Raw genomic sequence first — 25828 nt, forward strand, 5'->3', positions numbered from 1 at the left:
GGGCGCGGAGGGTGCGACACATGGCCAGATCGACCGTCGACGGGGCGGACATCCGGGTACCGGCGACGATCCTCGGCGTGGGCCTGGGCGGATTCGTCGACGGCATCCTGCTGCACCAGATCCTCCAGTGGCACCACATGCTCAGCAGCACCGACACCGACAACGCGGGGATCCCGGCGTACCCGGTCGACACCGTGCCCGGCCTGCGCATGAACACCCTCTGGGACGGCTTCTTCCACGCGGTCACCTGGGTGGCCGTGCTGACCGGCCTGGCGTTGCTCTACACACGGGTCACCCGGTCCCGGGGCCGGCCGTGGCGCTCCCCCGCGCTCTGGGGCTGGGCGCTGGTCGGCTGGGGCCTGTTCAACCTGGTCGAGGGGATCGTCGACCATCACCTGCTCGGCATCCACCACGTCCACGGCGGGCCGCACCAGCTCTGGTGGGACCTCGGCTTCCTGGCGCTCGGCGCGGCCCTGGTGGTCGCCGGCTGGGCCGTCCAGCGGCGGGCCGCGCCGGTCGACCTCCGCGACACCGGGCAGCGGTGAATCTCCACCACGCCGGGCACCCGGCCGACGGCTTCCCGTCGGCATGCCACGCCGTCCTCGCCCAACTCCTCCACGCCGGCGTCCTGGTCGACGTGCCGGCAACGGCGGGCGAGCTGCGGGCCGGCGCGACGGTCATGTACTACGGCGCGGACCTGGCCGAGATCCTGCTCGCCCTCGCCCTGCTCGTCACCTGGCGGCCCGAGCGGGCCGCCGGCAGGCCGGAACCGGCCGGCGTCAGCCCTTGAGCAGCGCGGCGATCTCCCCCGCGATCTCCTCCGGGTCCCGCCCGTCGGTGACCACGGTCGCGGTGGCGACCTCCGCGTACAGGGGCCGGCGCTGCTCCATAAGGTGTTTGAGGGTGGCCCGCGGGTTGATCGCGAGCAGCGGACGGCCGGTGCCGAGGCCCACCCGCTTGACCGCGTCGGGCAGCTCGACGGAGAGGTGCACGACCGGGTGCCCGACCAGCGCGGCCCGGGTCTCCTCGGCGAGGACCGCGCCGCCGCCGAGGGCGAGCACGCCGGAGCAGGAGGCCAGCGCCGCCGCCACCGCCGCCCGTTCGAGCGTACGGAAGTGCGCCTCCCCCTCGTCCACGAAGATGTCCGGGATCGGCTTGCCCGCCATCGTCTCGATGTCGAGGTCGGTGTCGCGGAACTCCACCCCGAGGAGGGCGGCGAGGGTCTGCCCCACGGTCGTCTTGCCGCAGCCCGGCGCGCCGACGAGGACGCAGACGGGCGCCATCAGCGGATCACCAGCGCGTCGAGGTAGCCGGCGAGGTTGCGACGCATCTCGGTGACCGAGTCGCCGCCGAACTTCTCCACCGCCGCCTCGGCGAGCACCAGCGCCACCATCGCCTCGGCGACGACCGCCGCGGCGGGTACGGCGCACACGTCCGAGCGCTGGTTGATCGCGGTGGCCGGCTCGCCGGTGGTGACGTCGACCGTCGACAGGGCCCGGTTCAGCGAGGAGATCGGCTTCATCGCGGCCTTCACCCGCAACGGCTCGCCGGTGGTGATGCCGCCCTCCAGGCCGCCGGCCCGGTCGGTGACCCGCCGGACACCGGTGGCGGTCGGGATGATCTCGTCGTGCGCCTCGGAACCCCGGGAGCGCGCCTGCTGCCAGCCGTCGCCGATCTCCACGCCCTTGATCGCCTGGATGGACATCAGCGCCGTGGCGAGCCGGGCGTCGAGCTTGCGGTCCCACTGCACGTGGCTGCCCAGGCCGGGTGGCACCCCGTACGCCAGGACCTCGACGACGCCCCCGAGGGTGTCGGCGGCCTTCTTGGCGGCGTCGACCTCGGCGACCATCCGGCCGCTCGCCTCCGGGTCGAGGCAGCGCAGCGGGTCCGCGTCGATCCGCGCGGCGTCGGCCGGGGTGGGCCGCAGGCCGGGCTTCGCGGCCACCGGCCCCAGCTCCACCACGTGCGAGACGATCTCGACGCCGAGCGCCTGCCGGACCAGCGCCTTCGCCACGGTGCCGACGGCGACCCGCGCGGCGGTCTCCCGGGCGCTGGCCCGCTCCAGGATCGGGCGGGCGTCGGTGTGCCCGTACTTCTGCATGCCGGCGAGGTCGGCGTGGCCCGGACGCGGGCGGGTGAGCGGGGCGTTGCGGGCCTGCCGGGCAAGCTCCTCCGGGTCGACCGGGTCGGCGGCCATGACGGTGCGCCACTTCGGCCACTCCGAGTTGCCCACCCGGATCGCGACCGGGCTGCCCAGCGTGACGCCGTGCCGCAGGCCGCCGATGATCTCGACCTCGTCCTGCTCGAAGGACATCCGGGCGCCCCGGCCGTAGCCGAGGCGGCGCCGGGCCAGCTCACCGGCGATGTCCCCGGTGGTCACCTCGACACCGGCCGGTACGCCCTCCAGGAGCGCGACGAGGGCGGGACCGTGCGATTCACCTGCAGTCAACCAGCGCAACACAGCGGCCAGTGTGTCACGGCCGGTGGCCACTCCCGTACGGTGGCCGGCCCGTCCCGCCCTGCGGACGCGGCCGTCCGCCGGGTGGCCGGGACGACGCCGGTGGCCCGAAACTCGTACGATCATGGCGGCGTGCCGGCAAGTCTGGTCGGCGGAGGATTCGTCGACCCGGAGGCACCGGTGCTGCTGTTCACGTTCGCGGCGGTTCTGCTGCTCGCCGTGCTGCTGTCCAGCCTGGCTCACCGGAGCATCCTCTCCACGGCGGTGCTCTTCCTGGCCGCCGGTTTCGTGCTCGGCCCGGACACCACGGGCGTGCTGGAGATCACGGCTGACAGCGAGATCGTCGCCACGCTCGCCGAGCTGGCGCTGTTCACCGTGCTGTTCACCGACGGGATGCGGGTCGGCTTCGCCGACCTGCGGTCCGCGTGGCGGCTGCCCGGGCGGGCACTCGGCTGGGGCCTGCCGCTGACCCTGCTGATCACCGCGCTACTGGCGCACTACGTGGCCGGGCTGGACTGGCCGGAGGCACTGCTGATCGGGGCGGTCCTCGCTCCCACCGACCCGGTCTTCGCCGCCGCGCTGGTCGGCAACGAGCGGGTGCCCGGCCGGCTGCGGCACCTGCTCAACGTCGAGTCCGGCATCAACGACGGCCTCGCGCTGCCCTTCGTCATCCTCTTCCTCGCCGTCGCGTCCGGCTCCGGGGACCTGCACCTCGACGAGCTGGGCCTGGAGCTGCTGCTCGGCCTGGTGATCGGGGTGGCGATCCCGTGGCTGGCGCTGCGGCTGGAGAAGTTGCGGTTCTTCTCCGCCTCCACCCAGTACGAGCCGCTCAACGGCGTGGCGATCGGCCTGCTGGTGCTCGCCCTGGGCCAGGTCACCCACGCCAACCTGTTCCTGGCCGCGTTCGCCGCCGGCATCACCGTGGCCACCTTCGGCGAGCGGCAGCGGGAGAGCTTCGAGCACTTCGGCGAGCTGATCGCCGAGCTGTTCAAGCTCGCCGCCCTGCTGGTCTTCGGCGCGCTGATCTCGGTGGAGTTCCTCGGCGAGATCCACTGGACCGGCTGGATCTTCGCGGTCCTCGCCATCGTGGTGGCCCGCCCGGTCGCGCTGGGAGTGTCGTTCCTCGGCTCGCACCTGACCCGCACCGAGCAGTTCGCCGCCATGTGGTTCGGCCCGAAGGGCTTCGCGTCGGTCGTCTACGGCCTGCTCGTGCTCCAGGCCGGCATCGCCGCCGGCGACGAGGTGTTCCACCTGGTGGCGCTGACCGTGGTGCTGTCGATCCTGGCGCACTCCTCCACCGACGTGGTGATCGCCCGGGTCTTCGACCCGGCGACGACACCGCACTGGTACGAGAGGCTGCGGGCGGCCTCCGCGGAGCGGCGGAACGGCCGCCGGGACGGGAACGGGCAGTCCTGACGACGGCGGCGGTCAGGCCGTACGGACCGCGATCAGCGACTTGGTGAGGCCCAGCAGGCGCTCGTTGCGGATGGTGGCGTCCGGGAACAGGTACCGCATCTCGGCCCGGCCCACCAGTTCCGTGGTCAGGACCTGCCGCATCGCCGCCTCGTAGGACTTGCCCGGCGTGTACGCCAGCGGCCATTTGCGCGCGACCACCACGCGGGCCGACACCGGCAGGAACTGCATGCCGGGCGCGACCCAGTGGGGCTCGATCGGGAAGTACCGGTACGGCGTCTGCACCCAGTACGCGGGCGCCAGCTCGCGGATCGCCTCGGCCATCCGCCGGCGGCGCTCGTGCCCGCCCACGTGCTCCAGCACGCTGTTGCTGAAGACGAGGTCGTACCGGCGGCTCAGAATGCTCTTCGGCAGCTCGCACGCGTCGGCGTGGTCCGCCTCGGCCCAGTCCGGCAGCTCCGTGGGCAACGGCTCCAGGTTGACGACGTGCACGTGGGCCGGACGGACCGGCACCCGGGCCCAACTCTCCACCCGCCCGCCGAGGTCGAGCACGCTCATCTCGGCGAGGTTCGGGAAGGTGTCCGACAGCCAGGCCGCACGCCGCGCCCGCCGCTTCGCGCCGAGCGAGGTCGGCGAGTCGACCAGACGGAACCTGAGCGAGTGAAGTGCCATTGACCGGAATCCTTGTCTGCTGTGTCGGGGGTGGCCGCTCCCGCGGCCCGGAGGAGAGGACGGGCGTGGGGGCTCAGATGCCCCGGCCCCGCTTGTGCAGGGTGCGCAGCACGGCGTCGGCCCGGACCACCCGGCCGGCCACCGCCAGCGCGAGGTACGCGCGCGGCTCGCGTGGGTTGCGCCGGATGGTCCGCCGCGCCCAGCGCAGCGCCCCCTGACGGTCACCGGAAGCCGCCCGGGCGAAGGCGATCTGCCCGGCGACCCGTGCCTCGCCGGCCGGCTGGGTGCCGAACTCCGGGTAGCGCTCCAGCAGCCACTGCAACGCCTCGGAGATGGTGTCCCAGCGCTGCGCGAAGTACGAGCGCTTGTGCCAGCGCACCAGCACGTACGGGGTGTGCAGGTTGACCAGCGGCGCGCTGCGGGCCGCACGCAGCAGGAACTCGTAATCCTCCGCGTAGCTGCCCGGGATCTCCTCGTCGACCAGCCCGAAGCCGTCCCGCAGCGCGGCGGCGCGGATCACGAACGTCGACGGGTGCAGCTCGGTCATCCGGTCCCGCAGCAGGTCGGCGAGGGTGACCCGGTCGCGCGGCAGCGACCGGTCGACGGTGTGCCCGTCGTAGCTCACCCGGATGCCGCAGGAGACGAACTCGGCGCCCGGCACGGCGGCGAGTGCATCGACCTGGGAGCGCAGCTTGCCGGGCAGCCACTCGTCGTCGTCGTCGCAGAACGCGATCAGCTCACCGGTGGCGGCGAGGGTGCCGGTGTTGCGGGCGCCGGCCAGGCCGGGGGTCCGCTCGTTGCGGACCACCCGCACCGGGCGGCCGGGCCGGGACAGCTCGGTCAGCGTCGGGTCCGGCTCGGAGCGGTCGTACACGACGACCACCTCGACCTCGCCCGGGTAGTCCTGGTCGAGGATGGCGCGGACCGCGGATCGCAGCAGCTCCGGCCGGTCCCGGGTGGGCACCACCGCACTGACGCTCGGGTGTCCGGTCATCGTCGCGCTCCGTTCCGGTGCGGCCGTACCCACGGCCGCCACCACGTCCGCCGGCCACTGGACGCGGCCACCAACGTCTCCACGATCTCCCCGACCCGCGCCACCGCGGTCTCCTGGGCCCGGGCCGAGTCGGGGTCGGCGCGGACGGTGAACCGGCCCGGGTCGGCGAGCCCGGCGGCGAGCGCCTCGACCAGCGCCTCGCGGGTCTCGCACAGCACCACCATGTTGGCCGCGCCGAGCCGGCGCGCGAAGAGCAGCTGGTGGTCGTCGACGTGCTCGCCGTGGGCCGGGTCCCGCGGGACCACGATCGGCAGGCGCCCGTGCCGGCGGGCCTCCAGGATGGTGGCCGGCCCGCCGTGGCAGACCACGAGGTCGGCGCCGGACATCGCCGTCTGGAGCTCGTGGTGCCCGAGGAAGGGCACCGCGCCGGGGAGGCCGGGGGCAGGGGTGTGTCCGTGCTGGACGGTGAGGGCCACCCGGTCGGCGACCGCCGGCGCCCAGCCCTCCAGCCACCCGACCAGCCGGTCGAACGGGTGCTTGTCGGTGCCGACGGCGACCAGGACGGTGGTCTGGGCCGAGCCGGCGCGATCCCGCTGGCGGGGGACGCGCGTCGCGGCCTCCGGCCGCACCGGCGGCGCGGCCGCCTCGCAGTCCCCGCTCACCGGGCCCGCCTTTCGTTCGCGACTGCGGGGCTCCGCTCCGCCGCACTCCTCGCGCTCACAGGAGCGTCCCCACGACAGTCGCCTCCGGGTACTGCCGGCGCTGCTCCTCCCACTGCACGAGCATCGCGGACAGGAACGGCCGGCAGAGGCGGGCGGTCAGCGTCGGGGTGTCGATCCGGTCGTACACCTCGATGTAGACGGTCGGGATCCGCCGCAGCCACGCGAGCACCACGAACGGCACCGCGACGCCGGCGCCGGTGGTCACCACGGCGGCGACCTTTCGCCGGCGCAGCACCCGCGCCGCGAGCACCGCGTTGCGGAGCAGGTTGGGCACGTTACGGGTGGTCGGGTGGTGGGCCGGGACCACGTCCTCGCCAGTGAGCAGCGAGACCGCCTCCGGTGTGTCGAAGGTGACCCAGACGCGGCGCCAGCGCTCGTACCAGGAACGCAGGGCGAGCAGTTGGGCGAGGTGCCCGCCACTCGATCCCACCAGCAGCAGGACAGGAGGACCGTCGCGATCCTCGATGTTCCTCTCCACGCGACTCCCCACGTCCGCTTGGAATTCCGACCGACGCCACGCGAAAGCAGATCATGTTTCGCGGACGGGTTGTATAGGGCGACCGGATACTCAGTGAGTCTCCGCCGGCCACGGGCGCTGCCCGTTGAGCCATCCCGCGCCATCAACGATCGTCACTACTTGCACCCCTATCATCACACTCCGGAGTGGACCCGGCGTCAATACCCCGGCGAGACCTGCGGTTCACCCGTTATGTCGCATGTCGGCCACGTCCAACAGCGCGGGATGCAAGGCGGAATTCCATCCCGCACCGGCGTCGGCGAGGCGCCACGTCCGCAGCCACATCTCCAGCAGGTACGAGTCGGCCACCAGCCGGCGCCCGGCCGGTTCCAGGCCCAGCGCGTCGCCGTACCGGTCGAGCTGCACGTCCACCGCGCCGGCCGCGACGGCGGCCGGCTCGCCGCGCAGCACCAGGGCGCGCTGGAACGCGTCGTGCGCCAGGTCGAAGCCGAGCGGCACGTCCGGGCCGCTGTGCTCCCAGTCCCAGGCGACCAGCCGGCCGGCGTGCCGGCCCAGGTTCCACGGCACCCAGTCGCCGTGCCAGTGGCCGAACTCGACGGCCGTCCCACCATGCCGGCGGGCGAGCGCGGCCACCGCGGCGACCGCCCGCGCGCCCTCCGGCGTCGCGGCGGCCGCCCGCTCCGCCGTCGCGGTGAGCCGGTCCAGGAACGTCGACCCGGCCAGCGGACGCGGCGGAGCCGGCGGGCGGCCCCGACGGGCCACCGCGAGCACCGCGGCCACCTCCGGCGGGTCGGTGACCGGCACTCCGCGCACGTCGGACGGCAGCGGCTCGACCAGCGCCACGACCTGCCCGGCCCAGGCGGTCTCGGCGAGCAACCGGGGGGCCACCGGGTGGCCCGGCACCCCGGCCAGCACCGGCAGCTCACGCAGGGCCGCCGCCTCGGCCGTCACCAGCGCGCGAGTGGCGCCGTTCCAGCCGATCTTGGCGTAACCGAGCGGCCGGCCGTCCGCGCCGAACAGCTGCAGGGTCGGCTTGTGGTTCGGATCCGGCGGGCGTACGCCGCACGCCGCGTACGCCGGCGCGCCGCCGAGGAGGGCGGCGAGCCGGTGCGCGAGCAGCGCCTCGTCGGCGGCCACCCCGTCGGGCAGCGACACGGTCAGCGTCGGGAACCGGGCCACCTCGATCCCGCGCAGGCGGGCGATCCCGCCGAGGACCGCCCGGACCGCCCGCACCTTCGGCGGTCGCAGCGCGTTGTACGCCAGCAGCGACGCGGCCGTGGCCCGGGGCGCGCCCAGCGGGAGCAGGAAGCGGGCCCGCTCCAGCGACGGGACGACCGCGTACCGCGTCACCACCCGGTGACCGGCCGGCGGACGGCCGCCCACGGTGAGCGCGACCCGTTCGTCGCCGAAGACCGCACGGGTCACCCAGCCCAACCCGTCGGTGCGCGTACGCGGGTCGTCCGGCGTGGTCGCCGACGCGGTCACGCGGCCCGGTCCGGCCAGTCGAGGTCCATCCCGAGCCGCTGCCGCAGCGCGTCGTTGTACGGGCGGTAGTACGCGGTCAGTTCCGCCCGCAGCGCGGGTTCCAGCGGCGACGAGCGGCGGTCGTTGTAGACCTTGAAGTTCGGCAGGTCGTGCGCGGGCAGCCCGAGGAAGTCCAGCGTCCGGCGGTACGTCGTCCGGGCGTCCCGGTAGAGGTCCTCACTGGGCAGGAAGAGGAACTGCTCCCGGTCGAAGCGCTCCAGCCACGGCTCCAGGTGCTCCAGGTAGCGGCCCCGGGCCCGGTACGAGTACCAGTCGTACGCCTCGCTGACGGACTCCGGCTCGGCGATCAGTCGCTCCCGCTCCCCCGCGGTGCGCTCGTCCTCGGCGGCGAGGGCGTCGGCGAAGTCCAGCGGCTCGACGCCGTGCGTGCGCCGCTCCTTCCAGTGCGAGTACGCCCGTTCCACGGGGTCTCGGAGCAGCACGATCAGCTTCACCGACGGCATCAGCGCGGCGACCCGCTGCGCGGCGAGCGGATGGAACATGTACAGCGGCGCGGCCTCGCCCACCCGCGCCGGGTGCCCGTGCCGCCGCCGCAGTGCCTCCCGCTGGCGGCGGGTGGGGAAGTGCGACCGGTACCAGGCCTCGCCGCGCCGCCAGTTCTCCTCGAAGTAGTGGGCGGACTTCATGTTCCAGGCGGGGAAGAGACGGGGCACCAGCGGATGCTGGATCAGGTAGTTCCACAGCGACGTGGTGCCGCCCCGCTTGGTGCCGATGATGAGGAAATCCGGTAACGGCCGCTGGTCGGCGGTCCGGATCCCGTAGTCCTTGAGGGTCTCCCTGACCCGGTTCGACACCTGGGTCGGTACGAGCTGTTTCACGCGGTCACGGATGTACGGGGGCACGACGCGCACCTCACCTGCCCTTCGCTTCCCGGGCCGGATCGGGGATGTTCGGGGTCCCCCGCTCCCGCCCTCGCACCTGCACCATGATCGCCCGGATGCCGTGCCGCACCCGGGGCAACGTCAGCAAGCCGACGCAACCGACGGCCAGCACTCCGACCGCCACCGTCAGGCCGGCGATGCCCCGGCCACCGACCAGCACCCCGGCGCCGGCGGCCGTCCCCACGCCGGTCACGGTCGCCGCGGCGGCCCGGAGGATTCCCCTGTCGACCAGTGGCTGCCCCACCACCGCCCGTGCGAAGCCCACGGCGGTCAGGTTCTCGGTGACGATGCCGGCGGCCCAGCCGAGGGCGGCGCCGGTCGCTCCGTAGGTGGGGATCAGCATCGTGCTCAGGGTGACGGTCACGGTCAGCCCGGCCACGGTGGCCGCCAGGTGCAGCCCGCTCCGCCCGCCCATCAGCAGCAGGCTCTGCACGTTCCCCACTCCGGTGTTGACCAGCATGGCCAGCGCGAGCACCGTCATCGCGGTGGCACCGGCGGTGAACCCCGAACCGAAGAGTTCGAGGAACGCCAACCCGAAGACGGCGAGCAGCAGGTAGACCGGCCAGGAGAGCACCAGCCCCCAGGCGGTCAGCTGTCGGTGCACGGCGGCGGCGGCACCCTGCTCACCCCGGCTGAGCAGGCGCGACAGCTGAGGCGAGACGGCGACCCGCAGGCCGTGGAGCGCGAGCTGCCCGGCGAGGATGTAGCGGCCCACGGCACCGAACACCCCGGCGTCGGACGGGCCGGCCAGCACCGACGTGAGCAGGACACCGACCCACATGCTGCCCGCGTCGATCGCGGCGGACGCCGCCCTGGGCAGCGCGAACCGCCAGAACGTCGACCAGTCCCCCCGGTCCGGCCGCAGAACGGCGCCCTGCCGGACCCCCAGCGGACCGGCGACCAGGGCCAGACAGACCAGCACGACGATGCCCGCCGGGACGAGCCAGGCCGCCATGCCGGCCAGCAGCCCCCCGCCGACCAGGACCGCCGCGCCGACCAGCAGCGGCCGGGCCACCGGCAGGAGGATGGACTGCACGAGGACGTACGCCCGGATCGACCGGGCACAGCGCAGCGCCGCGAGCAGCAGCGTCATCAGGACGACCACGGGCACCGCCGCGAAGGTCATCGCCAGCAGCGCTCCACCGTCGGTCCGGGAGTCGTCCAGCAACCGGGGCGCCAGCGCGTCGGAGGCCACCATCCCGACAGCGCCCACCACGAGCCCGGCCGCCAGCGGCGGGAGCAGTGCCACCGGCAGCACCCGGGCGGCGTCACCGCGGGGGCCCATGCGCCGCCGTGGCAACGTCCAGATCAGTCCGGTCTCGGCGCCCAGGGTGCACAGGGCGGCGGCGACCGTCACCACGCCGATCGCGGCGAAGAGCAGACCCGAGCCGGCGGTGCCGAAGCCCCGGGTGATGACGACCGCCAGGACGAACCCGAACAGGCCGTTGGCGGCCGCGCCGGCCAGCCCGGCGACCCCGCTGCGAGCACTGCGTTGGATCTCCGCCCGGCCGTCGGCCCCGGTGGCGGAGCCCGGCAGGCCGGGGCCGGACGGGGTTTCCGGACGGGGGCCGGTGGTCCCGTGGGCCGTGGTGCTCACGCCGGTGCCACCTCCCGCTCGCCCCGGCGGGGTCGCCAGCGCGCCGCCGCCTCCCGCTCGGTCAGTGCCAACGCCACGCCGATGCCGAAGAAGGCGACTGCGAGGTTCGGGCTCGCCATGCCGTAGAACGGGATCTGCACCAGGCACACCACCGGGACCGCCGCCAGCCACTGCCCGGCGGCGGACCGCGCTCGGGCGCAGATGACGGCGACGACGACGAACCAGGCGACGAAGCAGAGCAGCGCGGGCACACCGTGGCTGAACAGCACCATCCACAGCTGACCCTGCGTGCCCACCGGCACGTCGGCGGATACGGTGTCCGCGCTGACCGGAGCGCCGTAGCCGAGCCACGGCGACTCCTTGATCCGCCGGAGCACCTCCGCGTACAGGGAGAAGCGGTCGGCGTTCGTGTCGCTGGACTCGACCCGGTTGGCGATCAGCTCGGCGACCGGGATGAAGAGGGTGGCGAGCCCGCCGACCACTATGACGCCGACGACGGAGAGACCCACCCGCACGTTGCCGCGCAGTGCGGCCCGGACGCCGAGTACGGCGAGGCCGGCGCCGAGGCTGGCGAACATCACCCGGTTGAGAGTGAGGAAGGCCGGCGCCAGCGACAGCGGCAGCGACACCAGCAACGCCCAGCGGAGCAGTCCCCGGCGACGCAGCATCGTGAACGCGACCACGCAGGGCAACGTCATCGCGAAGGCGCTGCCGTAGTTGTTGGTGTAGGGGTAGGGCGCCGCCGGCCGATAGATCGGGTTGAGCGACCGGGCGCTGTATTCCGCGGTGGTGATGTGGACCAGGTCCTGGATGTACGAGTTGCTGGCGAGCCCGCCCGGGAGCAGCACCTCCACCGGCGTGGTCAGGGCCAACCGCGGCGCCAGCACGCCCAGCCAGCCCAGCGCCACCAGGCCGAACCAGAACGCGCAGAGCGGCACGAGCACGGCCGCCTGGTCGGCGCGTTCGCGCGCGACAAGGTAGGCGTAGACGGCGACGACCAGAGCCGTGACGTAGAAGCCCAACCGCAGGCCGAACGCCGGTAGCGAGCCGAACGACGGCAACTGGGTGGCACTGAGCACCACGAGCGCGAGGAACAGCAGCCAGATGCCGGTGGCCGGCGGCAGCGGCACCCGGCCCCGGACGAGCAGCAACGCGAGGAGCACCGCGCCGAGGAGCGACCAGCCGAGGTAGTAGGCACCCGCCAGCCACCAGACGGGCACCAGGCCGAACATCATCCCCAGCGGCCAGACCGGCAGCCGGGGTGGCGGCGGGGGCGGAGGTGGCGGCGGCCCGATAGCCGCCGGGCCCTCGCCGGCCGGCTCGTGAACGGACGGGGCCCGGGTGGGCACCGTCACCCTCGCCCGCCACGGGTCAGGACGAAACCCAGTGGGGCGACACCCGCGGCGCGCAGCCGCTCCGCGAGCCGGCGGAGATCGGCCTGCCGGGTGCGGTCCTGCTCGATCACCACGACCGCGGTGCCCTGCCGGGCCGCCGCGACACCACGCTCGTCCGCCTCGGCCGGCGGCGCGTTGAACAGCACCAGCCCCTGGGCGGCGCGCTGCCGCCAGGTACCGAACCGTACGCCGCCGGCTCCCACGGGCACCTCGTCGGCGGTCTCCCTGACCTTGCTCTTTCCGCTGGCCGGCACGCCGGAGGTCACCCGGGGCAGGGTCATCGTGGCGTCCGGGTCGGTCACGGGACGGCCGCCCGTCGGGTGCGGGGAGGGCCGCCGGACGGCGATCTGCTCCGTGATGTCGTCGACCGTGACCGCCCCGCCCTCGCGGGGCTTGGGAACGGCGGGCCGGGCCGGGTTGGCCACCGCCGGGAGTCGTCCCAGTCCGGCCAGCACCTCCGCACGCAGGCGCTCCAGGCGGCCACTGTCGTCGGCGACGTACACGTCCCGTCCGGTCGCGGCGAGCGCCACCGCCAACCCGGCGGTCATCACGGTCTGGTCCTCCCGGGTGGTCAGCAGCGCCACCCGGGCCGGTTCGCGTACCCGCTCGGCGATCGCCATCGCCACGTACCGGATGTCGGCGTCCACCGCGTGCCGGGAGCCGCGCAGCCCACGGCTACGGACCGTGCCGAGCAGGGGTAGGCCGGTGGCGTCCCGGCCGTCGTCCACCGAGCGGATCCGCCGGTCCATCGACTCCCAGGCGTACGCCAGCACCACACCGAGCAGGACACCGCCGAACAGGCCGGCCAGGATGTAGAGCGGGCCCCGACCACCCGAGGAGACCAGGGCACGCTCGGCCGTCTGGGTGACCCAACCCGGGTTGACGTCCACCGCCGCGATCTCGGTGCGCGCCGAGCTCAACTGCGTCAGCTGGCTGTTGACGCCGGACAGTTCGGCCACCGCGGCGTCGCGGGCGCCGTCCCTGGCGGCGGCCACTCGCCGTTGCAGCGCCGCCTGCTGCTCGGTGACCTTGTCGATGCTCTCGTCGTACGAGCGCAGCATCTCCTCGCGTTGCTTCTCGTACATGGAACGGCGCACGTCGAGGTAGGCCTGGGCGGCGAGGTTGACGCTGCGGACCGCCTCCTCCGCCGACCGGCCCGTGTAGGAGAACCGCAGGACCTGTCCACCGGCGGGCACCTCCACGTCGAGGGAGTCCCGGATGTCGCGCTGGTCCTCGCCGTTCGCCTCGGCGAGCCGCTGCACCACGTCCGTGCCGGTGGCGATGCCGCTCTCCACGTTCATGTTCACCGCGCGGTCGGCGGCGGCGCCGCTGGGCGTGAAGGCGTCGGTGACGACGGGGCGGACCGCCACCACGGCGTTCGCGGTGACCGCACCGGGGACGAGGAAGACGTACCCGAGGGCGGCGGCCAGGCCGACCGCGGCGACCGCAGCCACCAACCGGATCCGGTGTAACGGGACGCGCAGCAGGTCGGTCAGGGTGACCGTACGGGCCGGCGCGCCTCCGCCGCCGGGCATGTCGGCGGACCAGGAACCGGGAGGTGCATCAGTCATGGAGCTTCACCGTCTGTGTGGTCTCTTCACCGGGGAACGTCGCGGGCGCCGGCGACGCGGACGGTCCCTCCCGACGTTGCGGGTCGGCGACGGGTATCCGCTGCCGACCCGACGTGAACAATCTACTAACCACCCGTCACGACCGGGTGACGGTCACTGGACCGAGAAGAACGTCCGCGGGGTGGACCAGCTCAGCTCGGCGCTCGCCGGGGCGACCACCACGCTCCCCGAACCGTTGACCGCCGGGCTGGCGGTCGGGTCAAAGGGCACGCTGCGCAGCGTACCGTCGGTGCCGCCGTACACGATCTTGCCCGCGACCCAGGCCATGCCACGGACCGAGGACCACGTGACGCCGGTGGTGGGCAGGGTGAACTCGGTGGCGCCGAGGTAGTTCCCGTCGGTCTCGAAGTACCGGTAGTAGAGGGCGTTCGCACCGCTGCGGGTGTAGTAGAGCCGGCCGTTGAGGAAGAACGCGCCGGTCATGCTCGCCGCGTTGAACCAGTCGTTGTATCCGGACGACTCCCACGGGACGCCGATGGTGCCGCCGTTGAAAATCGAGATGTCGATCCGGCTGCCGGTGGGGGTACCGGCGACCGTGTGCGCCCAGTAGATCCGGTCGCCCACCCGCCAGGTCGCCCCCGCGCCCGTGTAGTTCGGCTGGCTGGCGGTGGTCGGGGTGCCGACGCTGGCACCGTTGAACGGCACCTTCGCCACCGTGCCGTCGCCGGTGCCGAGGTACAGGTTGCCGGTGGTCGCGGTCGGCGGGTTCTTCGGCACGATGTAGCGCCCGCCGGAGAGCGGGAACATGCCGAGCCGGCCGTGGTACTCGCCGCCCATGCCGTCGGAGTTGTGTCCGAAGTAGAGCCCGTCGCTGCCCCGCCAGAGCACCGGGACCTGCGAGCCCCACGAGCTGGTGCCGGCCGGCATGGACGAGCTGCCCCGGCGGCCGGGGTTCCAGTGGACCGGCATTCCGGTCGCGGGGGTGACGGCGGCGATGCCGAGCCGGTCGACGGCACCGGGACCGGCGGCGTCGTGCGCGTGCGGGTTGTTCAGCCAGCGGAAGTGCCCGCCGAGGTAGATGACGTTGTCCGCCACCTCGACGGAGGTGATCGTGTCGTTGCCGGTGTAGTCGACCCAGGTGCCGAGCTGGCCGGAGCCGCGGGCGGCCGTCTCGAACCGGACCAGCGCGTCGCAGTACGCTTCCGGCCAGCCCGCCCCGCCGTTGGTGCCGACGACGAACCAGGTGCCGTTGCCGCCGAACTTCACGTCCTGCACGTAGTGCACGAAGATGTCGGGTCTCGCGCACGGCGGCACGAACTTCTCGGTGCTCCAGTTGATCACGGAGGGGGTGCCGGAGAGGTCGACCAGCGCCATCTGGTTGCGCGACAGGCCGTTGACGGACGTGAAGTTGCCGCCGACGACGAGCGTGTTCCCGTCCGGGGTGACGTCGATCGTCCAGGCGTACGAGCTGGTGCCGTGCCGCCCGACCGTGGCGTTGATGTTGAAGCCGGAGTCGATCGCGCCGGTCGTGAAGTTGAGCCGCGCCAGCCCGTTGTGCGCGGTGCCGTTGATCCAGTTGAACGCGCCGGCCACGTACAGCCAGTTGTCGTGCCGCACCATGTCGCGGATCATGCCGCCGTCCGAGCGGCCCACCCAGCTGTCGACGATCGCCCCGGTCGTCGCGTTCAGCGCGACCAGATTCTTACGGGACACGCCGTTGACGGTCTTGAAGCCGCCACCGACGATCAGCGTGCCGTTCGGGCCGGCGATCAGCGAGTTGACCGGCCCGTCGAGCACCGGCAGAAAGGTGGTGGAGATCGTGCCGGTGGTCCGGTCGTACGCGAACAGGTAGCTGCGGGTCGTCCAGGCCGCGCTCGCGTTCTGTCGGATCTGGGTGAAGCTGCCACCGACGTACACCATCGAGCCGACCTGCGCGAACGCGCGGGTCTCGCCGTCACGGGCGTGCGGGGTGGCGTCGGCGGGGTTCGCCGACACCAGGGTCTGCGTCTCGGGCGCCGGCACCACGGCGGCGGACGCCGCCGACGGGACGGCCAACACGGCGGCGACGGTCACCAGACCGACCGCGGCCGCGCGGATGCGGAATCCGGCGGATCGCCGAGAGAGCGAGACTTCGGGCACGCTACGCCTCCAAGGTGGATGAGAACCCGCGTAGCGTGCCCCGCCGACCCTGGTCGGCGATATCCGCCGATTGGGCGGTCACGGACCCCACGCGACGACGGCGAGCGTACCGGGTCGGATGTCCGACTCGCCGTCCGCCATCCCTCCCCCGTCGCGCGGTCGATACGCGGTCAGCTACCCGGCGTCGGTTGGCGCAGGTAGGCGTCGCGGCCGGCCCGGGCGAACCCGGCCAGGGCGGACGCGTCGTGGTTCATCGTCATGTCGCAGGTGTTCGTCCGGGTGGTCATGCCGGCGGAGTTGAAGTAGATTGCCGCCTTGATCTTCGGGTGCGCCTTGAGCGCGGCGGGGAACTCCTCGAACCAGCGCCGCTTGGCGTCCGGATCGGCGGAGTTGAAGTTGGTGCCGAACTCCGCGAGCATGCGCGGCTTGCCGGCGCCGATGCCGGTCCGGTCGAGCCAGCGGTAGAAGCTGCCCACGGTGGTCGCCGGGCTCTTCCAGACCGTGCTCCCGTTGCAGACGTGGAAGTTGTACGGGTCCCAGGCAACCCAGTCCACGTAGCGGTCGCCCGGGTACAGCCCCGCGTACCGGCTGTAGTGGCCCGACCAGCCCATCATCGTCCACACCCAGACCGCGTTGTGGGCGCCGGCGGCGGCGAACCGGTCGTGGACGTGCCGCCACGCGCGGACGAAGTCGGCGTCGCTGCCCTTGGCCGGCTCGTCCTCCGGTTCGTGGTCGAAGCCCATGAACACCGGCACCCCGGTGGCCCGGATCCGGCCGGCGACCGCGTCGATCGTCGCGTCGTGCCGTCCGCTGTAGACGTCCTTCCAGGTGAGAACAGTGCCGGAGGAGAAGATCCGGGACTCCCAGGCGAAGAACATCAGCCGGCCCTCACGCATCTGCTGCTGCTCGTACGCGTCCGGGAAGGCGCCGTTGCTGCCGTCGTTGGAGAAGTCGTGGTAGCGGTGCACGATGTCGAACCTGCGCCCGACCTGTGACTCGATGTCGGTGACGGCGCGGCCGTGGTCCCAGGTCGCGGGGTTGGTCGGCGAGTACATCCCCCACCAGGCGCCACAGGAGGGCACCAGCTTCGACGAGACCTGCCCGCAGCCCGCCGGGCGCGGCGACGGCGTCCGGGTCGGGCTCGGCTCCGGACGGCTCGGGCTGGCGCTCGGCGACGGCGGGGGCGGGGTGGTGGGCGCTGTCGTGCGGCTCGGCGAGGGCGCGGCGCTGCTCGGCGCCGGGATCGGCCGGCTGCCGATGTCGTAGCGGAGTTCCAGCCGGGGACGCACGTCGGGGTTGCGGTTCTCCGACGACGCCCAGTAGACGCGGGTCTCCAGCCCGGCCTGGGCCAGCGACACCGTGATCGTGCCGTTGCCGGTCACCAGTTCGGAGACGTCCCACTCGTTGAAGCCGGGCTCGACCCCGTCGACCGTGTCGAGGGCGGCGCCCGCCGGCGCCGGTACGGGCCGCGCCAGGCGAGCGTCCACCGTGGAAGCGTGGGCCGTCACCGTCGCGTCGAACGTCTGCCAGGCGTGCACCCGCAGCGTGGCCCGGATGTTGACGGCGTTCGCCGGCAGGGTGGTCACCGCGAACCGGATGACTGCCTCGCGGGTGCCGCGGGGGTTGGCGTCGCACCGCGCCGGGCAGGTGGCGAGGGTGGTCCTGGCGCCGTTGTCGCCGTCCTGCGAGACCGGGGTGGCCGTCGTGTCGGCCACCGCGGGCACGGACAGGTCGTCGGCCGCCAGCAGCGGCATCACGCCGGCCACCAGCCCGCCCACCACGGTCGCGGCGACCGCGCCGAGCAGCACCGCCTTGCGCCGCGGGCGGTAGTGCCGGGTGAGTCGGTGCACTCCGCGCCTACCCAACGAAACTCCCTGTGTCTGCTGCGTTTACTCTCGGCAGCGTATCGATGGACGCGACACGTCGTGGGGACGTCAGCCGGACCTAAGCGGGTCTTAACCGTCGCCTAAGGATCCCGCGCACGCCACAGGGGACGGCGCCCTCCCGCCGTGCGGTCAGTCGCCGCGCGCCTCGGCGAGGGCGGCGGCCATCGCCGCGCGGGGTGCGGGCACGCCGGTGAACTGCTCGAACTGCCCGATCGCCTGGGCGAGCAGCAGGTCGAGGCCGGAGACGATCCGGCAGCCGGCGGTGCGCGCGGCTGCCGCCAGGGGCGTCGGCCAGGGATCGTAGAGGGCATCGAACAGCACGGTGCCCGGTCGCCAGGTCACCGACGCGGCGAGCGGGTCGGCGACGCCCTTCGGCACGGTCGAGATCACCACGTCGGCGCCGGCCTGCCCGGTGGCGTCGTCCCACGGCGCGCCGACGAGCGGCACGCCGACCGCCCCGGCCACCGGCCGCAGGTCGTCGATCGCCTCCGCGCGCCGGGCCACCACGGTGACCGCCCGCGCACGCAACCGCGCCGCCGCGGCGACCGCCGCCCGCGCGGTGCCGCCGGCGCCGAGCACCGTCACCGTGGCATCCGGCCGTACGCCGGCGTCGGCCAGCACCTCGACCATGCCGGCGACGTCCGTGTTGTCCGCGTACCAGGTGCCGTCCGGACGCCGTACCAGCGTGTTGGCCGCACCGACGGCGGTCGCGACGGGCGACGCGGCGGCGGCCACCGCGAGCGCCGCCTCCTTGCCCGGCATGGTCACCGAGAGCCCGGCCCACTCCGGGCCGAGACCGGCGACCAGGCCGGGCAGTTCCGACTCCGCGCACTCGAACCGGGTGTACGACCAGCCGGCCAGGCCGGCCGCCGCGTAGCCGGCGTTGTGGATCACCGGGGAGAGCGAGTGCGCGATCGGCTTGCCGACCACCGCCGCCCGTCGCGCGACCGCCATCAGATGATCCCGGCCTCCCGGGCCTTGGCCTCGTTGCGCACGTGCTGCTCGTAGGTCTCGGCGAACTCGGAGTGCCCCTCCTTGTCGATCGCCACGAAGAACAGCCAGTTGCCCTTCGGCGGCGCCATCGCTCCGGCCAGCGCGTCCTTGCCCGGGTTGTTGATCGGGCCGGGGATCATGCCCCGCAGCTTGCGGTTGTACGGGTTCTTCGGGTTGTCCAGCTCGGCCGCGGTCATGTCCTTGGACGCCTTGGTCCGCTGGCCGGTCAGCTCCAGGTAGTAGTTGACCGTGACGTCCATCTCCAGGCAGCCGCACGGGAAGTTGCCCTTGTACACCCGGTTGTAGGCGACCCGGGAGACCTTGCCGAGGTCGTCCTTGTTGCCGGCCTCCGCCTGCGCGAGCGACGCCACGATCAGCGCCTCGTACGGGCTGACCCCGCCCAGGCCCTTCTGCACCTTGTCGGCGAACTGGAGCTCACCGGTGACGGCGACGAAGTTCTCCACCATCAGCTTGAGGATCGACTCGGCGGTCGCGTTCGGCGGGATCTCGTACGTGTCCGGGTAGAGGAAACCCTCGATCGACTTCGTGGCCTTCTTGCCGTCGCCCCGGTTGAACCACCAGTTCGGGACGCCGAGCCCGATCGGGTCCTTCGCCGCCTCCTCGAACTCCTTGACCGGGATCTTGGTCTTGTCGGAGAGCAGCTTGAAGACGTTCTTGGCGGTGAGGCCCTCCCGGATGGTGAGCCCGTTCACGACGCGGTTCTTCAGGTCGAGCATCGCCGCGACGGCGCTCTCGCCGCTCATCTGCTTGCGCAGCTTGTACAGGCCCGGCTGGATGTTGGTGCTGCGGGAGTTGGCCTCCGCCGCCTCGATGAACGCCTTGGTGCTCTTGACGACCCCCGCGTCGTAGAGCGCCACCGCCATGTCGGCGATGAGGGCACCCTGCTTGATCTCGACGGTCACCTCACCGCTGCCGCTGCCGTCGTAGTCCGGGGTGACGAAGTAACTCTGGATCCGGTCGAAGCCGTAGAAGGCGCCGCCGCCGATGCCACCGAGCAGGACCAGGGCCAACAGCAGGGCCAGGACGCTCTTGCCGCGCCCGCCGCCGGAGCCGTTCTTGCGCTTGCGTACGTAGCCGCGCCGATGTCGGCCCTTCTCCCCCCGTTCCTGCTCATCGAACCCGAGGTCCAGATCGTCGATCATCCTGTCCGCCTCCGCTGCGCGTCCAGCCAGCTCTGCAGAATCTCCACCGCGGCGGCCTGGTCGACCACCGCGCGTTGTCGTCGTCCCCGGACGCCACGCTCGGCAAGCCTACGACTAGCCACGACGGTGGACATCCTCTCGTCGGTGAGCGCTACCGGCACGGGCGCTATTACATCGGCCAGACGGTCAGCGTACGCCTTGACGTGGACAGCGGCCGGGCCCTGCTTTCCGGCCAGGGTCACCGGAAGGCCGACGACGACCTCCACCGCCTCGTGCTCCGCGACCAGCGCCGCCAGCTCGGCGATGTCGCTCGGGACCGCGTCGGGAGCCGCCGTCAGGTCGCGGGCCAGCGTGACGAGCGGGGTGGCCAGCACACCGTGCGGGTCCGACCGGGCCACCCCCACCCGGACCTGCCCGACGTCCACGCCGAGCCGGACTCCGCGGGAAAGTTCAGTCACGGAAGGTCACCCCTCGACCGAAACGGGCCAGGGCGGACCGATCGGTCCGCCCTGGCCACGTACGACAGCGTGTCACGCCTCGGCGACCGCCTTCTCGACGGTGAGGAGCAGGTTGGGGGCCTCCGCCGCCGGCAGGCCACCGCCCTGGGCCAGGTCGGGGCTGCCCCCGCCGCGGCCGGAGAAGGCCGCCTTGACCAGGTCGGCCGCCGAGAGGCCACGGCTGCGGGCGGCGGGGTTGACCGCCACCACCAGCGACGCCTTGCCGCCGGCCCGGGCGGCCACCGCGACCACCGCCGGCCGCGCCGGATCTATCTTGCCGCGGATCTCCTGGGCGAGCGTCCGCACGTCGTTGCCGGCCGCGCCCTCCGGGGCCTCGGTGCCGACGTACGCGACACCGCGCACGTCCTTCGCCTGCGCCGCGAGCGCCGCCGCACCGCCCAGCACCAGCTGCGCCCGCAGCTTCTCCAGCTCCTTCTCCGCGTCGCGCAGCTGGGTGACCGTCTGCTCGACCCGGTCGGCGACCTGCTCGCTGGGCACCCGGTACAGCTCGGCGAGCCGGGAGACCAGCAGGTGCTCACGGGCGAGGAAGTTGAAGGCGTCCATCCCGACCAGCGCCTCGACCCGGCGGACACCGGACCCGATGGACGACTCGGACAGGATCTTCACCAGGCCGAGCTGGCCGGAGCGGGCGACGTGGGTGCCGCCGCACAGCTCGCGGGCGTAGTCGCCGACCTCGACGACCCGGACCTGCTCGCCGTACTTCTCGCCGAACAGCGCCATCGCGCCGATGCGCCGCGCCTCCTCCAGCGAGGTGATGAACGCGTGCACCTCCAGGTCCGCCAGGAGCACCTCGTTGACCTGCTGCTCGACGTCGCGCAGCACGCTCGGCGCCACCCCGGTCGGCGTGTTGAAGTCGAACCGCAGCCGGCCCGGCGCGTTCAGCGAACCGGCCTGGGTGGCCGACTCACCGAGGAAGTTGCGCATGGTCTGGTGCACCAGGTGGGTCGCGGTGTGCGACCGGGAGATCGCCCGGCGGCGACTCGTGTCGATCTCGGCGAAGCCGGTCTCGCCCGCGCGCACCTCGCCCCGGAGCACCCGGGCCCGGTGCACGATCAGACCGGGCACCGGCTGCTGCACGTCGAGGACCTCGACCTGCCCGCCGCCCACCGTGATCCTGCCGAGGTCGGGCTGCTGCCCGCCGCCCTCGGCGTAGAACGGGGTGGCGTCGAGCACCAGCTCGATCGTGTCGCCCTCGACCGCCGCCCGGCGGGGACCCTCGGCGCCGAGCACCGCCCGCACCGTCGACTCCCGCGAGACCTCGTGGTAGCCGGTGAACGTGACCGGCCCACCCTCGTCGAGCACCGCCCGGTACGACGACAGGTCGGTGTGCCCCGTCTTGCGCGCCTGCGCGTCGGCCTTCGCCCGGGCCCGCTGGTCGGCCATCAGCCGGCGGAAGCCCTCGGCGTCGACCTGCAGGCCCTGCTCCGCCGCGATCTCCAGCGTGAGGTCGATCGGGAAGCCGTACGTGTCGTGCAGCTGGAACGCCTTCTCACCGGTGATCGCCGTACGGCCCGCGGTGCGGGTCTCGGTGATGGCGGTGTCCAGGATCGTGGTGCCGGCGCGCAGCGTCGAGAGGAACGCGTCCTCCTCCGCGTACGCGTAGTCCGCGATCCGGTCGAAGTCGGTGGCCAGCTCGGGGTACGACGGCGCCATGCAGTCCCGGGCGACCGGCAGCAGCTCGGGCAGCGCCCGCTCCTGCCAGCCGAGCAGACGGATCGCGCGGATCGCGCGGCGCATGATGCGGCGCAGCACGTAGCCGCGCCCCTCGTTGCTCGGCGTCACGCCGTCACCGATCAGCATCAGCGCGGTGCGGACGTGGTCGGCGACGACCCGCAGCCGCACGTCGTCCGGGTGCGACTCGCTGGCGACGTGCCCGGACTGCGCGCCGTACCGCTTGCCGGTCAGGTCGGCGGCCTTGTCCAGGATCGGCCGGACCTCGTCGATCTCGTACAGGTTGTCGACGCCCTGGAGGATCGACGCCATCCGCTCCAGGCCCATCCCGGTGTCGATGTTCTTCGCCGGCAGGTCACCGAGGATCGGGTAGTCCTGCTTGCCGGTGCCCGGGCCCCGCTCGTACTGCATGAAGACGAGGTTCCAGAACTCCATGTAGCGGTCCTCGTCGACCGCCGGGCCGCCCTCTTGGCCGTACTCCGGCCCACGGTCGTAGAACAGCTCGGAGCACGGGCCGCAGGGGCCGGGGATGCCCATCGACCAGAAGTTGTCCGCCTTGCCGCGGCGCACGATCCGCTCGGCCGGCACGCCGACCGACCGCCAGATGCCGAACGCCTCGTCGTCGTCCAGGTAGACCGTCGGCCAGATCCGCTCCGGGTCCAGCCCGAAGCCGCCGTCGTCGACCGACTTGGTGACCAGGTCCCAGGCGAAGGGGATCGCCCCGTCCTTGAAGTAGTCCCCGAAGGAGAAGTTGCCGTTCATCTGGAAGAACGTGCCGTGCCGGCTGGTCTTGCCGACCTCGTCGATGTCCGGCGTACGGATGCACTTCTGCACGCTGACCGCCCGCCGGTACGCCGGGGTCTGCTGCCCGAGGAAGTAGGGGACGAACTGCACCATGCCGGCGTTGACGAACAGCAGGTTCGGGTCGCTGATGGCGGGCAGCGGAGCGGACGGCACCACGGTGTGACCGTTCGCCTCGAAGTGGGCGAGGTACCGCCGCTTGATCTCCGCCGTCTTCATCGCTCGTGTTCCTCCGGGAAAATCTCTCGGTCGCCGATGCGCGGGTCCTCCCGCAGGTCGGCGAACTGGTCGTCGAACGCCTCGCCGCGGGCGAAGGCCTCGTGGATCTCCTGCTCCCGCTCGGCCATCCCGACCCGGACGTCCTCCACGAAGCTACGCAGCGACTCGACCAGGCTGCCAGCGGATTCCGACAGCCCGCTGGCGATCCCGGCCGGAGTGTAGGCCTGCGCGGTCCGGGTGGCCTTGCGGACCACCACCACGCCGACGGCCAGGCCGATACCGAGCCAGAACAACCGCCTCATGATGCTCTCATCCTCCTGCTCGCCACCGGCCCGGGTCAGCGGTTGCCGCGTCGGGCGGCGCGCCGCTGCTGCTTGATGGTGTCGCGGACCTCACGCTCGGTCTCGGCGTGCCGGCGCGCCGAGGCGGCCCGGCGGACGCCGTAGCCGAAGGCGGCGACCTTGACCAGCGGGTTGGCGGCGGCGGCGGAGACGACGGTGGCGAGATTGGCGATGTTGGCCGTGACGTTCTGCGCGTGGCTGGTCATGGTGTCGACCTTCGCGAGCTGGAGGTTCACGCCGTCCAGCGAGGTCTGCACCTGCTCCAGGGCGGTGTTGACGTTCTTCACCGTGGTGTTGACGTCGCCGAGCAGCGGGGCGGTGCGGTCGTTGAGGTCGTTGATCATCCGGGTGGTGGCGTCCACGGTGTGCCGCAGCCGCAGGATGGGCAGCATCAGGATCAACACCAGCATCGCGAACGCGATCGCCGCGATCAGCGCCGCGACCTCTCCAAAGTCCACGCCTGTCCTCCTCAAGCCGAATCCGCGGCGCCGGGCGTCCCGGAACGCGCGACCGTCGTACCCACAACCACGCCGCGCACCCCCGAGACGGACCAACGGGAGCAGGCGGGCCTGCCAGCCCCAGACCCTACCGTCCGTGATGGAAACCGGCTCAGGACGGTGAGGGTGTCAGTTCGCCGAGCGGGTCCTCGGACAGCGTCGGGAAGGGATCCTCTCCGGTGAGCGACGGGTCGGTGCTCGGCTGCGGCCGCGTACGGTCGTCGTCGATCGCGTTGCGAACCTTCATCGACACCAACGAGCCGGCGCACTCCTCCGCTGCGGCCGACGGGTCGGGCGACGGGACGACCGCCGGTTCCCCGTCCACCGGCGGCGGCACGCAGGTCGGCTCCCGCACCCACAGGTCCAGTGTCAACTCGTCCCGGCGCCAGCAGGTGTAGCTGCCCTTCGCCGGCTGCTCCGGGCAGGGAGTCACCTTCCACGGCCGCCAGCCGTCCCTCGCCAGGGCCGCCTCGTACGCCTGCGCGGTCTCCTCCGGTGACTTCTCGGACTCCACGGTGCGCTCCCGCAGCCGGCAGTCGAGCAGGCACCAGCGGCTGCCGCTCACGTCGTCGACCGTCTTCACCGCCGCCCAGCTCGGCACGTCCAGCTCGTCGAGGGTGTCGAACGCCGGGTCGCGGCTCAGGGTCCGGAGCCCGAAGAAGAGCGGCACGGCACCGAGCAGCACGATGCTGACCAACGCGAGGACGCCCATCCGCAGGCGCCGCCGCTCGCGCATCTGCCGGCGAAGCTCCGACCGGGCGCCCCGCAGCCCGCTCGGGTTCGGCGTGTCGTCGGCGGCGGGCTCGATGGGCCGCTGCGGTGGGCCGTCCGGCGGTGGCGGGGCGGCGACCGCACCCACCGGCGGTGCGACGGCCGCGCGGGCGAGCGCCGGCTCGGCCGGCCGCACGGGCGACACACCCGACGGCTCCGGTCGGCCCGGCTCCCGTTGGGGCGGCAGGGAGCGACCGTAGGACCGGTCCTCCGCGCTGGGCCGGGGCCCGGTCGGTCGGGCCACACCCGCCGCGGGGCGCGGTCCCCCGGACGTCGGCTCCGGCCGACCCTCGTCGAGCGGCGGCCGGCCCGGGACGGGAGCGCCGCCCCGTGCGTCGGCCGGGGCGCCGGGACGGGCCACCCCGGGCGGCGTCGGGCCGGCCGGTGCGGCGTCGGGGCGGACGGCACCGGGCGGGACCGCGGCCCCCCGCGGGCCACCCGGCGCGGGACGGGCGACGCCGGGCGGCGTCGGGCCGGCGTTGCGTGGCGTCGGCGCGCCGGGCCGGGGTGGGGTCGCGGCACCTCGGCCCGGCCTGCCGTCCGGGCGTGCGCCGGCGAGCGGCGGGCCGTCCGGTCGGCGCGGACGGGTCTCCCCGCCCGGACCGGCGGCGCGGCGGTCGTCCGCGGGACCGGAGGCGGCGGCGGACGGACGCGGCCGCTCGGCGGCGGGACCGGCGGGTGGGTGCGGCCGGTCGGGCGTGCCCGGTCCGGGGGTCGGACCGCCCGGCCGGGCGGCGCCACGCGCGGCGACCGGGCCGGCGGCGGCGCCGTCGGCCGGACGGGCGCGACCGGGCCGTGCGCGGCCGGCGTCGGTGCCGTCACGGGGCGGCTCGAACCCCGAGCGCGGCCCGTCGGCAGGCGCGCGGCCGGCGTCGGTGTTCGCGGCGCGGCGCCCGGCCGGCGGGCCGCTCTGCGGGGCCACCGGCGAGCCGGGCGGGGTCGCCGGACGGTTGATGGTCCGCAGCAAGGGATCGGTGTGGTGCGGGGTACGGCCCGCCTGCCGGAGCCAGTCGGCCGGGCGTTCCGGCCGGCCCCGCCGGCCCTCCGCGCCCGACCGGTCCTCGCCCTCGGCGGCGGCGCGACGCCCCGGCGTGTCCGTACCCG

23 protein-coding genes are annotated in these 25828 nt (G+C 73.4%); 3 read left to right on the top strand and 20 right to left on the bottom strand.

Annotated elements, in window-relative coordinates; translation table 11 throughout:
- Positions 1-20: 20 nt before the first annotated feature.
- Together HCJ94_RS17995 and HCJ94_RS18000 are read left to right on the top strand one after the other, a co-directional pair.
- Positions 21-545, top strand: a complete 525-nt coding sequence (locus HCJ94_RS17995) for a DUF2243 domain-containing protein (protein ID WP_168002191.1) — start codon at positions 21-23, stop codon at positions 543-545.
- Positions 542-790, top strand: coding sequence for a hypothetical protein (locus tag HCJ94_RS18000; RefSeq protein WP_240944316.1), 249 nt, complete (start codon positions 542-544; stop codon positions 788-790). The genes HCJ94_RS17995 and HCJ94_RS18000 overlap by 4 nt, the downstream gene beginning before the upstream one ends.
- Here the strand turns inward: HCJ94_RS18000 and HCJ94_RS18005 are convergent.
- On the bottom strand, positions 780-1283 hold the full coding sequence (locus tag HCJ94_RS18005) for a shikimate kinase (protein WP_168002192.1): 504 nt from the start codon (positions 1281-1283) through the stop codon (positions 780-782). The two genes, HCJ94_RS18000 and HCJ94_RS18005, sit on opposite strands and share 11 nt — an antisense overlap.
- Positions 1283-2461, bottom strand: coding sequence for a chorismate synthase (aroC, locus tag HCJ94_RS18010; protein WP_168002284.1), 1179 nt, complete (start codon positions 2459-2461; stop codon positions 1283-1285). The genes HCJ94_RS18005 and aroC overlap by 1 nt, the downstream gene beginning before the upstream one ends.
- Positions 2462-2590: 129 nt before the next feature.
- On the opposite strand from aroC, the gene HCJ94_RS18015 reads away from it, so the two are divergent.
- Positions 2591-3874, top strand: coding sequence for a cation:proton antiporter (locus tag HCJ94_RS18015; RefSeq protein WP_309227328.1), 1284 nt, complete (start codon positions 2591-2593; stop codon positions 3872-3874).
- A gap of 12 nt (positions 3875-3886) precedes the next feature.
- On the opposite strand, the gene HCJ94_RS18020 is transcribed toward HCJ94_RS18015, so the two are convergent.
- From HCJ94_RS18020 to HCJ94_RS18105, 18 genes are all read right to left on the bottom strand, one after another.
- A complete protein-coding gene (locus tag HCJ94_RS18020) occupies positions 3887-4543 on the bottom strand; it encodes a class I SAM-dependent methyltransferase (protein WP_168002193.1) in 657 nt (218 codons plus the stop codon).
- 73 nt (positions 4544-4616) lie between these two features.
- Complete coding sequence (locus HCJ94_RS18025; RefSeq protein WP_168002194.1) at positions 4617-5537, bottom strand: glycosyltransferase family 2 protein; 921 nt, start codon at positions 5535-5537, stop codon at positions 4617-4619.
- Positions 5534-6097 (bottom strand): glycosyltransferase, encoded by a 564-nt coding sequence (locus HCJ94_RS18030; protein ID WP_240944319.1) that lies wholly within the window; start codon positions 6095-6097, stop codon positions 5534-5536. Before HCJ94_RS18030 ends, HCJ94_RS18025 begins: the two co-directional genes overlap by 4 nt.
- A gap of 157 nt (positions 6098-6254) precedes the next feature.
- On the bottom strand, positions 6255-6737 hold the full coding sequence (locus tag HCJ94_RS18035; protein WP_309227329.1) for a UDP-N-acetylglucosamine--LPS N-acetylglucosamine transferase: 483 nt from the start codon (positions 6735-6737) through the stop codon (positions 6255-6257).
- A 222-nt stretch (positions 6738-6959) separates the two neighbouring features.
- On the bottom strand, positions 6960-8222 hold the full coding sequence (locus tag HCJ94_RS18040; RefSeq protein ID WP_168002196.1) for a hypothetical protein: 1263 nt from the start codon (positions 8220-8222) through the stop codon (positions 6960-6962).
- Positions 8219-9112, bottom strand: coding sequence for a sulfotransferase domain-containing protein (locus tag HCJ94_RS18045; protein ID WP_168002287.1), 894 nt, complete (start codon positions 9110-9112; stop codon positions 8219-8221). Before HCJ94_RS18045 ends, HCJ94_RS18040 begins: the two co-directional genes overlap by 4 nt.
- Before the next feature lie 22 nt (positions 9113-9134).
- Positions 9135-10700, bottom strand: coding sequence for a lipopolysaccharide biosynthesis protein (locus HCJ94_RS18050; protein ID WP_168002288.1), 1566 nt, complete (start codon positions 10698-10700; stop codon positions 9135-9137).
- 56 nt (positions 10701-10756) lie between these two features.
- The gene (locus tag HCJ94_RS18055) at positions 10757-12109 is read right to left on the bottom strand and encodes an O-antigen ligase family protein (RefSeq protein WP_168002289.1); all 1353 of its coding nucleotides are present in this window, start codon (positions 12107-12109) and stop codon (positions 10757-10759) included.
- Positions 12110-12111: 2 nt separating this feature from the next.
- A complete protein-coding gene (locus HCJ94_RS18060) occupies positions 12112-13725 on the bottom strand; it encodes a lipopolysaccharide biosynthesis protein (RefSeq protein ID WP_168002197.1) in 1614 nt (537 codons plus the stop codon).
- Positions 13726-13878: 153 nt separating this feature from the next.
- On the bottom strand, positions 13879-15822 hold the full coding sequence (locus HCJ94_RS18065) for a delta-60 repeat domain-containing protein (RefSeq protein ID WP_168002290.1): 1944 nt from the start codon (positions 15820-15822) through the stop codon (positions 13879-13881).
- A gap of 212 nt (positions 15823-16034) precedes the next feature.
- A complete protein-coding gene (locus HCJ94_RS18070) occupies positions 16035-17729 on the bottom strand; it encodes a glycoside hydrolase (protein WP_168002198.1) in 1695 nt (564 codons plus the stop codon).
- 150 nt (positions 17730-17879) lie between these two features.
- Entirely contained in the window at positions 17880-18704 is an 825-nt protein-coding gene (locus HCJ94_RS18075) for a shikimate dehydrogenase (RefSeq protein ID WP_168002199.1), read from the bottom strand.
- A complete protein-coding gene (gene mltG, locus HCJ94_RS18080; protein WP_168002200.1) occupies positions 18704-19906 on the bottom strand; it encodes an endolytic transglycosylase MltG in 1203 nt (400 codons plus the stop codon). The genes HCJ94_RS18075 and mltG overlap by 1 nt, the downstream gene beginning before the upstream one ends.
- The gene (gene ruvX / locus HCJ94_RS18085; protein ID WP_168002201.1) at positions 19903-20364 is read right to left on the bottom strand and encodes a Holliday junction resolvase RuvX; all 462 of its coding nucleotides are present in this window, start codon (positions 20362-20364) and stop codon (positions 19903-19905) included. The genes mltG and ruvX overlap by 4 nt, the downstream gene beginning before the upstream one ends.
- A gap of 72 nt (positions 20365-20436) precedes the next feature.
- Positions 20437-23115, bottom strand: a complete 2679-nt coding sequence (gene alaS, locus HCJ94_RS18090; RefSeq protein WP_168002202.1) for an alanine--tRNA ligase — start codon at positions 23113-23115, stop codon at positions 20437-20439.
- Entirely contained in the window at positions 23112-23417 is a 306-nt protein-coding gene (locus tag HCJ94_RS18095; protein WP_168002203.1) for a hypothetical protein, read from the bottom strand. The genes alaS and HCJ94_RS18095 overlap by 4 nt, the downstream gene beginning before the upstream one ends.
- Positions 23418-23452: 35 nt before the next feature.
- The gene (locus HCJ94_RS18100; RefSeq protein ID WP_168002204.1) at positions 23453-23914 is read right to left on the bottom strand and encodes a DUF948 domain-containing protein; all 462 of its coding nucleotides are present in this window, start codon (positions 23912-23914) and stop codon (positions 23453-23455) included.
- A 151-nt stretch (positions 23915-24065) separates the two neighbouring features.
- Positions 24066-24689, bottom strand: a complete 624-nt coding sequence (locus HCJ94_RS18105) for a hypothetical protein (protein WP_168002291.1) — start codon at positions 24687-24689, stop codon at positions 24066-24068.
- Between the last annotated feature and the right edge of the window lie 1139 nt (positions 24690-25828).

The sequence above is a fragment of the Micromonospora thermarum genome, assembly GCF_012034245.1.
GTDB classification, from domain to species: Bacteria; Actinomycetota; Actinomycetes; order Mycobacteriales; family Micromonosporaceae; genus Micromonospora; species Micromonospora thermarum.